Below are 11,207 nucleotides of genomic sequence, written 5' to 3' on the forward strand. Positions count from 1 at the left end.
GTTACATTAGATTCCCAGCTCGTCATTTAATAATTTAAACCCTTTTGGTTATCTCAGGGCAAAAGTAACAAGTTCAACAAAATTTTACAAAGTTTGTTTGCAAAATCTTTCTTTCGGGACACATTTCCGTATAAATTGCAAAAGATAGAGAGGAGTTATAGCGACTCCATAAACTTGTTTTTATACTGACGCGAAGAAGAAAATATCCTTGGGAGAACACATGAACATTGTAGTTGTCGGTTTAAGCCATAAAACTGCACCCGTTGCTGTACGAGAAAAATTAAGTATTCAAGACAATGCCATTGAGGGCGCAATTTCTCATTTATGTCAGCTTCCTCATGTGGAAGAAGTTTCCATTCTTAGTACCTGTAACCGTCTGGAAATCTATGCCGTGATTACTGATGCGGAACAAGGGGTTCACGAAATTACCCAGTTCCTTTCCGAACGTAGTGCCTACCCCATTTCCCAACTGCGGCGACACCTATTTATTCTGCTCCATCAAGATGCCCTCCGTCATCTCATGCGAGTAGCAGCAGGGTTAGATAGCTTAATCTTAGGAGAGGGACAGATTTTATCGCAAGTAAAACACGCCCATAAAATGGCACAAAAACATCAAGGGGTAGGACGACTCCTGGATCGACTTTTCAAACAAGCCCTTTCTGCAGGGAAACGAGTTCGCAGTAATACCAATCTTGGTACTGGCGCAATGTCCATTAGTTCTGCGGCTGTGGAATTAGCCGATCGTAAAGTTGATGATTTAGCCAACTATCGCTGTACCATCATTGGCGCTGGCAAAATGGCGCGGCTATTAGTACAACACCTCATTGCCAAAGGTGGAACGCAAATTGCCATTGTTAACCGTTCTCAAAAACGGGCGACTGAACTGGCAAATCAATTTCCAGACCATGAATTACAACTGCATCCCCTTGAAGACATGATGAGTGTTATTGGGGAATCTGATCTCGTGTTTACCAGTACCGCTGCCAGTGAACCAATTTTAGATCGCGCTAAGATAGAGCAAAATCTCGATCCTAACCATCGCCTGTTATTATTTGACATTTCTGTTCCTCTCAATATTGATAGTGATGTTAAAGAATTAGAAAATTTAGAAAGTTTTACCGTTGATGACTTAAAAGCCGTCGTAGCAAAAAATACTGCTAGTCGCCGACAAATGGCGCAAGAAGCAGAAGCCTTATTAGATGAAGAAGTGGAGTCGTTTGAAGTTTGGTGGCGTTCTTTAGAGACAGTTCCTACCATTAGTTGCTTACGAGAAAAAGTAGAAACCATTCGGGAACAAGAATTAGAAAAAGCACTCTCTCGTCTCGGAACTGAGTTTGCAGAAAAACATCAAGAAGTGATTGAAGCCCTAACCCGAGGAATTGTCAATAAAATTCTCCATGAACCAATGGTAGAACTACGGGCGCAACAAGATATTGAAATGCGACGACGCACCGTTCAATCCTTACAGAGACTGTTTAATCTTGACCCGGAACAACAGTATAGTTAACAGTTAATCTTTAAAAATTTTTCTTAACATCTGATCATCAATAACGTAGTCAAGTGCCTGATTTGGCTACGTTTTTTAATGCTGATTTTGTTAAAATATCTTTAGTTGTGCTGAACTTTTATTATGAGTACCCTCCATTCCACCACCATTCGTCGCTTATTAAACCTTCCACAAGATGATAGTGTCTGGGAGGGAGATCGGCGCAGTCTTGAAGGCTTAATATCTGATCAAGAAGAAGAAAAAAGCTCTCAAGAATGTGTGATTTGGGTTGATGGATCAGAAGGCATGGTGCGCGGCATGGAAATGGTTTCCCAAGACACAGGAATGGAAGTCATGGTACGAACTTTGTTGCGGGCAATGGAAGCGCCACAAAGTTACGGGAAACCCTGTCGTCCAAAAAGTATTATTGTGCGCGATCGCGAAATTCTCTTTTTTCTACGAGGGATTTTACAAGAAGTAGGCATAAAAATTGACTACGCCCCAGAATTACCTTTAATTGATACGCTCTTCCAAGGCTTAACAGAAAGTCAGGAAGAACGCCCCCCATTATTACCAGAAAGTTACAAAAAAGCCTTAGTCAAGACCGCTGGTGAAATTTGGGAAAATGCCCCTTGGGATTTTTTAGATGATAGCGAAGTGATTACTATTGAATTTCCTCATTGGGATATTGATCCCCTTTACCTCTCAATTATGGGGATGCTAGGACAAGAGTATGGGGTCTTGCTTTATCGTTCTTTAGCCTCTATGAAAACCTTTCGGTCAGAAGTCTTAAATATAGAAGACATGGAGAAATTAGAAAATGCCTTTTTAAAGCAAGATTGCTGGTTTCTCAACTATGAAATTCCTGAAGATGTTGAGGAAGAAGAAGCAGAAAGTTTAAGTGCAGCTGAGGTTGACCCCTATTTTGGCAGTATTAGTCCCTACGAAGGAATAAGACCTTTCTTAGGAGAAGAAGAAGCAGCGATTGTCTATGTGGCACTACAAGGCTTAAAACGCTTTGTTCAAAGCAGTGAATCAGAACTGGACACCACAGAGAAACTTGAGAAACATTATCACATTCCTCTCCCAACAACTTCTCATGATTCCTCGAATATTCATGTCAAACTTTCCACTAATCCTGAATTAGAAGAAGAGTTAATGATGTTATGGGATGATGATGAGGAAGATGAAGAGCCACTTCCACTCATTAATGATGATCTCGTACCTAAGGATTCCTTTCTTAGTCTGGGAATGGTTCCTTGGGACATGATTCATCAAATGCAAAATAACCCAAAACAATTATATGAATCTCTAGGGGCAACAGAAAAAGGCGAAGGAATGCCCGTTATTTTAATCCAAACTTCACGCCCAAAAGCCCAAACAATGATTGAACAGATTCAAGACTCGGGAGGATTAGAGGGAATTGGTTTTAACGAAGGAGAAGATTCTAGTGTGAACACGATTTATGATTTAGGGCTTTTGCAAATGGGCGATGGGGAACTTTATCTATTCGGTGAATTTAATAAAGATGATCCTACTCATGTGAAAGCCCGTCAGCATTGGGACAGACGGTGTGAGCAAACGGGAGGATATTGTGCTTTAATTCTTGCAAGGGGCTTAAAAGGAGCGAATAGAGGAAAACCACAACTTCGAGATATGATGGCCTTATTTGAAGCAAAAGCCCTTTCTCCAGAAGATTTAGGACTAGGGGTTTTATCTGCCATTGATCTCTAAACTCATTAAAATACATCTTCAAAGGAAAAATTGGGAGCGGCTAAAACAAAAATTGTCGAGGGAAGATTAGTTACTTTTTGTTGTAAGGATTCATAATGTTGAACAAAGTTTTCATCGGGTCTTGCCATTCCTAGAAAAATTAAATCAGCATTGCCAGAGGTTTCTCCTAAAATGCGATCAAATGAACGCCCATCAGCAACAATGACTTGAGGCGTTGCCATAATTCTTAATTGAGTTAGCAGACGATTTAAATTGTCTCGCGCTGGAAGCACTGCATTTTGATTCTGAACCACTAAATTGAGAAAAATTTTGGCTTCTCGCCACCGCACATCATTACGGATTAAATAGGCTAAAAGTAACATTAACCCCCCATTGGCTTGCATACTCCCTCCCCACCAAATATCAATCCGTCGTCGTCGCCCAAAGCCTTTTTTATGGTTTTCCCGAAAGATAATTACATTGCGGTTCGATTGGTGAATACGGGTGATCATCTCACAGTAGTTTTCACGATGATCTAAAGACTCGCTGTCCCCTAGCAAGACGGTATTCGGAACAACTGGCCCTAAGCCATAGGTTTCCACTAAATGCTGTCCGCCAATAAAGGTATCATCAGCACTAATCACACGGACTAAGGCTTCTACTCCTTTTTTATCAAGGTATTTGCGGACACGTTCTTCCATTTCCCCTTGTTGCCCTAATCCCCGTTGCGTCTTTTTCAATACCGTTGAAACTGTCACTAAGCCTCGTTTGTGGGTAAGCGCATCAGCGAGTTCAATCAGTGACCAGCGCTTAGTGGGCGCGCCTGATAAAACCAGAATGTGGGGTCGCCAGTTCTTTGCGTCTTCTTTTTGATAAGATTGAGCAATTTGATAAATGCCAATGCGAAGTAACGCCATCCATAAGCCGCGACGCACATCCCCCCAAGTGACTTCTAATTCCCGTCTCTGCAACCAAAAATAAATGCTTAGACTGACAACTGCTGCCACAACAGTAGCCACCGCATTAATGAGGAACATTACTACCAAACAGCCGATCGCGCCTAAGAGAGAAAAAGCCCAATGCACCTTAAAATCAGGGCGAAACGAGGGACTTTGTAAGAAGGCTTCAATCCCAGCAGAGACATTTAACACCAAGTAGGTAGTTAAGAAAAACATGGTCAAAACTGGAGCAATAAGGTCTAATTCCCCGACATAAACCGTGGCAATAACAAAGGCAAGGGTAACAAATGTTCCCACTTTCGGTTCATCATTGGGCCCACTGCCTTTACCTAAAAAGCGCATCCAACGAGGTAAAACGCGATCGCGCGCTAGTGCTTGTAAAATCCTAGGTGCGCCCAAAATACTCCCTAAGGCACTACTGAGGGTTGCCCCCCATACCCCGAATAAAATTGCTGGCCCCCAAAGAGCCGTTTCTTTCATAATTAGGGGGGTTTCTAATAAGGTGGCTGCATCAGCACGAGTTGCCATAACAATCGGGAGGATCATATAGATCACATAACCTGTTCCCACTGCCCCTAATGTTCCCCACGGAATAGCTTTAGTGGGGTTTTTCAAGTCTCCTGACATATTGACTCCCGCCATAATTCCCGTTACCGCGGGAAAGAATACTGCAAACACTTGCCAAAAAGGTTCAGAAAGCCGATCAGCTGCCCCCCACATTTCGATTTCAGTGGGTTCAAGGGAACTGCCAAAAAAGAAGGAGAGGAGAGAAAGCGCGATCGCTGCCATAATCACATATTGGACTTTAATGGCAATATTTGCCGAAGTTAGTGCCACGCCAGCAACCAATATAGTCACAATCAGCGCCACATATAACTGACTTAAATTAGGAAACTGATTTACAACACTTTCAGCAAAACCAATGGTATAGAGAGCCACAGATAATGCTTGGGCAAAATAAAGGGGAATCCCCACTGCGCCACCACTTTCAATGCCCAGAGAGCGACTAATCATATAATAAGCCCCACCGCCACGCACCACGCGATCTGTAGCAATCGCGGAAATGGATAAAGCCGTTAGGAAGGTAATTGACGTAGAGAGGGTAACAATAATTAATGTCCCTAAAAGTCCCACATTACCCACAACCCAGCCAAAGCGAAGATACATAATGACCCCTAAAATGGTGAGAATAGAAGGGGTATAAACACCGCCAAATGTGTCTAATTTTTTTGCTTCTGCTGGCTGTTTTGCCGTTTCTTCTTGATTAGGGGAGGGGAGTTTAACCATAAGTCATCAATAGACAGGGAACAATTTACAATTGTGATGGAATGAAACGCTGACAACTAATAAATTACCATTATGCAGGAGTCTCAGGGAAAAGCGACCCCCGCCTACATGAAAAACGCTGATTATCACAAACTCGATCGCGCTCAACTTACCCCCATGATGCAGCATTATATTGAGGTGAAAGAGCAGCATCCCAATGTTTTGCTATTGTATCGGGTCGGAGACTTCTTTGAGTGTTTTTTTCAAGATGCGGTTACCGTTGCTCAAGAATTAGAATTAGTTTTAACCAGTAAAGAAGGAGGAAAGGAAATTGGTCGCGTTCCCATGACAGGGGTTCCTCATCATGCTTTAGAACGTTATACGGCGCTGTTAGTGGAAAAAGGTTACGCGATCGCGGTTTGTGATCAAGTGGAAGATGCCGCCCAAGCGGCTGCCGAAAAACGCATGGTAGAGCGTCAAATCACCAAACTGCTTACCCCAGGCACATTAACCGAAGAAGGAATGCTTCACGCCCGACGCAATAACTTTCTGGCAGCAGTGGTTATCGCAGGACAACATTGGGGACTCGCTTACACTGATATCTCTACAGGAGAATTTTACACCACCCAATCCCAAAACTTAGAAACCCTTTCTCTGGAATTACAACGCCTGCATCCCTCGGAAATTCTTATCCCCACCAATGCCCCTGATATTGGCAGTATGTTACGCCCTGGGGAAACCTCTGATAGTATCCCTGAGTTTCTACCTGATAGTTTTTGTTATACCCTACGTTCCCAAACTCAATTTAGTGCAGGAGAAGCGCGAAATCAACTTTTAACCTATTTTCGGGTTAGTTCCCTGGAAGGGATGGGCTGCACTAATCTCCCCCTTGGCATTCGCGCAGCAGGAGGGCTTTTATTTTATATTGAAGAAACGCAAAAAAATCATCAAGTTCCCCTGCAAACCCTCAAAACTTACACTCTCAGCGATTATTTAATCCTTGATCAACAAACTCGCCGTAACCTAGAAATTGTGCAAACCGTGCGAGATGGGACATATCATGGTTCTCTTTTATGGGCATTAGATCGGACTTGTACCGCTATGGGAGGGCGTGCGCTCCGTCGCTGGTTATTACAGCCATTATTAGATATTAAAGGTATTGTTGCCCGTCAAGACACAATTAGCGAGTTAATCCGGCAAACTAATCTCCGCGATGATTTACGACAGCTTTTGCGCCAAATTTATGATTTAGAACGCCTCAGTGGACGTGCCGGGGCTGGAACTGCCAATGCGAGAGACTTACGGGGATTAGCAGATTCGCTGTTGCGCTTAAAAGACTTAGCCGCCTTAGTAAAAGAGGGAAATTCGCCTTTTCTACGGGCGTTGCAGTCGGTTCCCCCTGACTTAGAAGAATTGGGAGAAAAAATCTTAAACTCTCTGGTAGAATCGCCGCCGCAACATCTGGGAGAAGGGGGATTAATTCGCCCCGGAGTCGATGAACAACTGGATCAAATGCAACAGACGCTAGAGGAAGATAAACAATGGTTAGCTGATTTAGAAACCAGTGAACGGGAACGCACGGGCATTGCTAAACTGAAGGTGGGTTATAACAAAACCTTTGGCTATTTTATTAGTATTCCTCGCAGTAAAGCGGATCTTGCCCCAGAAAACTATACTCGCAAACAAACTTTAACCAACGAAGAACGTTATATCACCTCGGAATTAAAAGAACGAGAAACTCGAATCTTAACCGCGAAAGATGACTTAAATCGCCTAGAATACGAAATTTTTGCTGCCTTACGTGCCGAAGTCGGGGAGAAAGCGCAACAAATTCGGGATATTTCTCGGGCGGTGGCGGCGATTGATGTCTTAGCAGGATTAGCAGAATTAGCAGTGTATTATGATTATTGTCGCCCCGAAATGATCGAAGGACGCTGCTTAAAAATTAAAGAGGGAAGACACCCTGTCGTTGAACAAACGCTCCCCACAGGCTTTTTTGTTCCTAATTCTACTGCCATGGGATTTGAGGAAAAAAGCAATAATCCTGATTTAATTATTCTCACTGGGCCCAATGCTAGCGGAAAAAGTTGTTATTTGCGACAAGTGGGGTTAATTCAATTAATGGCACAAATTGGCAGTTTTGTTCCAGCGAAAGAGGCAAAATTAGGAATCAGCGATCGCGTTTTTACCCGAGTGGGTGCAGTGGATGATCTCGCCACTGGACAATCGACATTTATGGTAGAAATGAATGAAACCGCAAATATCCTTAATCATGCTACCCCGAATTCCCTAATTTTATTAGATGAAATTGGACGGGGAACAGCTACTTTTGATGGACTTTCTATTGCTTGGGCGGTTGCTGAATACCTTGCTACACAGGTGCAAGGAAGAACAATTTTTGCCACTCACTATCACGAATTAAACGAATTAGCTTCAATTTTGCCGAATGTTGCGAACTATCAAGTAACCGTAAAAGAGATGGAAAACGAAATTATTTTCTTACATCAAGTGCAACCCGGTGGCGCAGATCGATCCTATGGAATTGAAGCAGGAAGATTAGCAGGACTTCCACCCACTGTGATTTCTCGCGCTCAACAAGTGATGGGACAAATTGAAAAACATAGTAAAATTGCTTTGGGATTAAGAAAAGGGTTAACCCAGCAAACGGAAAAAACGGATCAGTTAGATATCTTTGAGACTTAAGCGGATTTTTTCTTTTGCCATTTTTCTAAAGCGCGATCGTATTTTTCCCCTTCTAACCTAGAAGTTTCCCATGTGTCATAAACTAAGCCCAAGCCAAAAAAAGCTAAAGGATATACTGCCCAAGAAACTGTTCCAGCCGTAATTAAATTCAGGGTAACGAGAAAAGCATTAAAAATTAAATATCCTTCCCAACGGCGTTTAATCTTTTGCCAACGATGTTTATCAAATGCTTGTCGTTGTTGTAATTCTGTTTTTTGTTGTTGCCAGTTTTCCTCCGCGACTTTTAAGGTTTCTGGGGAAATATCTAACTCTTTTGCCATTTCCGAGAGTTGTTCATAAGTAAAGTGATCTTGGTTATCAACTTTTCGCACAATCGCGTTTTGTAGAATTTCTTGCACTTCCTCCTGACTGTAAGAGGGAATATTGTCAGGATTCTCGTTAGAAGCAGTCATTGGCTTTTCTCCTATTTAATAACGCTGATATATATGCGATGTAATGCGCTAGGATAGGTTGTTATGATAATCAAATATTAACAAGTTATTTAGATTACACAAACTTAATCTAGGAAAATTAGGGATAGAGACAAGTTATTCTAGGCGCGGAATGTGGGTTAAGAAATGTAAATTCAAGAGAATGATAGAAAAGACTAATAGAAATGACGATAAAGTATTACTCGAACTAATATCAAGCGCAATTTTCATCAGGAAGTGACAGAAATTGTTGCTAAACTAGATTTATCTCTCGTTTGATGAGGAAAGTGGTAATTGATCAGCCATGAGCCAGTGTTTAAATCCTAACTGTTTAGCGGTTAACTCCAAAGGTGATCCGTACTGTAAAAAATGTGGTAGTTCCCTCTTATTACGATCGCGCTATCGAGCCTTAAAAATCATTGGTCAAGGTGGATTTGGACGAACTTTTAAAGCAATTGATGAAGATAAACCTTCTAAACCTTATTGCGTCATTAAACAGTCTTTACCGCAAGGACAAGGAACCGATAACTTAAAAAGAGCCTCGGAACTTTTTACGAAAGAAGGAGAAACCTTAGATCAGTTGGGGCAACATCCGCAGATTCCTGAGTTATTAGCGTTTTTTAGTGAACAAGAACGCCAATACTTAGTGCAAGAATTTGTTAATGGGAATAACCTCCGAGAAGAGTTAGAAACTAAAGGAGCGTTTAAGGAATCGCAAATTCGTTCCTTATTAAGTGAAGTCCTTTCTATCTTAAAATTTGTCCATGAAAACAAAGTCATTCATCGTGACATTAAACCAGACAACATTATTATTAGGGAACGAGACCAAAAATTATTTTTAGTTGACTTTGGAGCTGCCAAAGCAGTCGATAATACTCGTTTGTTATCAGTGACAGGAACCGTGATTGGTTCAGCACAATATATTGCTCCTGAACAATTAAAAGGAAAAGCTCAATACAATAGTGATTTGTATAGCTTAGGGGTAACTTGTCTGCATCTATTAACAGGAGTTGAACCCTTCAATTTATTTGATGCTGGTGAGAATAGTTGGGTGTGGCGAGATTATTTAGTCGAGCAGACAATTAGTGAAGAATTAGCAACGATTTTAGATAACTTAATTACGCCAGCTTATAAAAAACGTTATCAGTCGGTTGATGAATTACTAAGCTTATTATCAACAACATCAAAATCCTCAGGAAACAGCAAAGAGAAAAATTTAGATAATCAACCAGGTGTGGTTGAATTTGTAGATAACAAGAAGCAAGAAATATTTTTAAAAATCCAATCTATTGTTGCCGAACAGCTAGAAATTGAAGATAAAAACACTATTAAGCCGGAATCGAGATTTGCAAAAGATTTAGGTGCTGATTCGCTTGATGTGGTGGAATTAGTCATGGCATTAGAAGAAGAGTTTGATCTCGAAATTCCCGATGAAGCAGCCGAACAAATTGCCACAGTTCAAGCCGCTGTTGATTATATTCAGGAAAGACAACCAGTTAGAGAGAAACCCCTAAATCAAAATAGTAAATATAAGCTAAATAAATCAGAATCTCCAAATCCTAATGACGTAATTGCCTACTTGAACCGAGGAAATGCTCGCCTTCAGCAAGGAGATTTAGAAGGCGCGATCGCTGATTATAATGAGGCAATTCGTCTCAATCCTGATTGGGTAATTCCCTATAGTAACCGAAAAGAAATAGCACCTCATCCTAATACATCCATTGAAATCTTAAAGCAATTAGCTCGGGATGATGATTGGAAGGTACGTCTTGAAGTCGCCAAAAACCCCAATACACCAAAGGCGATTCTCTCAGCATTAGCACAAGATAGTAACAAAGCAGTACGAGAGGCTGCTAACAAAAGATTAGCTGGTCAATAATAGTTGTAATCAAAGCATCACCGCATGGAAAATACGATCGCGCTTCCAGTTGGTAAAAGAGGTAATTGAGCATGACACAGTTAAGGCAAAAGGTTTACACACCAGAAGAATATCTGGAAATTGAGGCAGAAGCAGAAACCCGTCATGAGTTTATTAATGGGGAAGTTGTACCGATGGCAGGGGGAACAACAAAGCATAATCTGATTACGGGGAATCTTTATATTGCTTTACGCCTTGCCTTAAAAGAAAAGAAGGCTCCTGTTTACATGGAAAATGTCAAGTTGTGGCTTCCATCAGTAAATGTTTTTACTTATCCTGATTTGATGGTTTTGGCAGGTGATCCTGTGTATTATGGGCAGAATCAAAGCACGGTAACTAATCCTGTGGTCATTATTGAAGTGTTATCGAATTCGACACGGAATTATGATCAAGGGGAAAAATTTAGCTTTTACCGAACTTTAGATAGCCTGCAAGAATATGTGCTGGTGGATCAAGATCAATCGCTGGTAATGGTTTATCGACGCGGAACGGCTAAACAATGGAGTCTGTATATTTTGGAAGACTTAACCGATGTTATGCAGTTAGACTCTGTTGGGGTAGAAGTGCCTTTATCAGGCATTTATGAGGGAGTTTAAATGTCCTTTATCCTTTGTAAAGCAATGAGAAGTAAGAAGTCAGAAGTGAACTAATAACGAATAGCAAATTATGACATATCAATTTTTTTTGATATA

The 11,207-nt window shown here is 41.3% G+C and carries 7 protein-coding genes; 5 read left to right on the forward strand and 2 right to left on the reverse strand.

Annotated elements, in window-relative coordinates:
• Positions 1-220: 220 nt before the first annotated feature.
• Positions 221-1,507 carry a glutamyl-tRNA reductase gene (locus FRE64_RS07465; protein WP_146295391.1) on the forward strand — a complete coding sequence of 429 codons (1,287 nt, stop codon included), beginning with the start codon at positions 221-223 and terminating at the stop codon, positions 1,505-1,507.
• 123 nt (positions 1,508-1,630) lie between these two features.
• Complete coding sequence (locus FRE64_RS07470; RefSeq protein ID WP_146295392.1) at positions 1,631-3,220, forward strand: DUF6930 domain-containing protein; 1,590 nt, start codon at positions 1,631-1,633, stop codon at positions 3,218-3,220.
• A gap of 5 nt (positions 3,221-3,225) precedes the next feature.
• On the opposite strand, the gene FRE64_RS07475 is transcribed toward FRE64_RS07470, so the two are convergent.
• The gene (locus FRE64_RS07475) at positions 3,226-5,445 is read right to left on the reverse strand and encodes an APC family permease (protein WP_146295393.1); all 2,220 of its coding nucleotides are present in this window, start codon (positions 5,443-5,445) and stop codon (positions 3,226-3,228) included.
• A gap of 72 nt (positions 5,446-5,517) precedes the next feature.
• On the opposite strand from FRE64_RS07475, the gene mutS reads away from it, so the two are divergent.
• Complete coding sequence (gene mutS / locus FRE64_RS07480) at positions 5,518-8,127, forward strand: DNA mismatch repair protein MutS (RefSeq protein WP_146295394.1); 2,610 nt, start codon at positions 5,518-5,520, stop codon at positions 8,125-8,127.
• Here the strand turns inward: mutS and FRE64_RS07485 are convergent.
• Positions 8,124-8,579 (reverse strand): 2TM domain-containing protein, encoded by a 456-nt coding sequence (locus FRE64_RS07485; protein WP_146295395.1) that lies wholly within the window; start codon positions 8,577-8,579, stop codon positions 8,124-8,126. The two genes, mutS and FRE64_RS07485, sit on opposite strands and share 4 nt — an antisense overlap.
• 322 nt (positions 8,580-8,901) lie before the next feature.
• Between FRE64_RS07485 and acpP the strand changes: the two genes are divergently transcribed.
• Together acpP and FRE64_RS07505 are read left to right on the forward strand one after the other, a co-directional pair.
• Entirely contained in the window at positions 8,902-10,476 is a 1,575-nt protein-coding gene (gene acpP / locus FRE64_RS17845; protein WP_186709008.1) for an acyl carrier protein, read from the forward strand.
• A 71-nt stretch (positions 10,477-10,547) separates the two neighbouring features.
• Complete coding sequence (locus FRE64_RS07505) at positions 10,548-11,111, forward strand: Uma2 family endonuclease (RefSeq protein WP_146295396.1); 564 nt, start codon at positions 10,548-10,550, stop codon at positions 11,109-11,111.
• Positions 11,112-11,207 lie beyond the last annotated feature (96 nt).

Source organism: Euhalothece natronophila Z-M001 (genome assembly GCF_007904085.1).
In the GTDB taxonomy this organism is placed as follows: domain Bacteria; phylum Cyanobacteriota; class Cyanobacteriia; order Cyanobacteriales; family Rubidibacteraceae; genus Halothece; species Halothece natronophila.

What these genes read in the sequence shown, in the direction of transcription:
- acpP (WP_186709008.1), top strand. Translation starts at nt 8,902, where the DNA reads ATGAGCCAGTGTTTAAATCCTAACTGTTTAGCGGTTAACTCCAAAGGT.
- FRE64_RS07470 (WP_146295392.1), top strand. Translation starts at nt 1,631, where the DNA reads ATGAGTACCCTCCATTCCACCACCATTCGTCGCTTATTAAACCTTCCA.
- FRE64_RS07475 (WP_146295393.1), bottom strand. Translation starts at nt 5,445, where the DNA reads ATGGTTAAACTCCCCTCCCCTAATCAAGAAGAAACGGCAAAACAGCCA.
- FRE64_RS07505 (WP_146295396.1), top strand. Translation starts at nt 10,548, where the DNA reads ATGACACAGTTAAGGCAAAAGGTTTACACACCAGAAGAATATCTGGAA.
- FRE64_RS07485 (WP_146295395.1), bottom strand. Translation starts at nt 8,579, where the DNA reads ATGACTGCTTCTAACGAGAATCCTGACAATATTCCCTCTTACAGTCAG.
- mutS (WP_146295394.1), top strand. Translation starts at nt 5,518, where the DNA reads ATGCAGGAGTCTCAGGGAAAAGCGACCCCCGCCTACATGAAAAACGCT.
- FRE64_RS07465 (WP_146295391.1), top strand. Translation starts at nt 221, where the DNA reads ATGAACATTGTAGTTGTCGGTTTAAGCCATAAAACTGCACCCGTTGCT.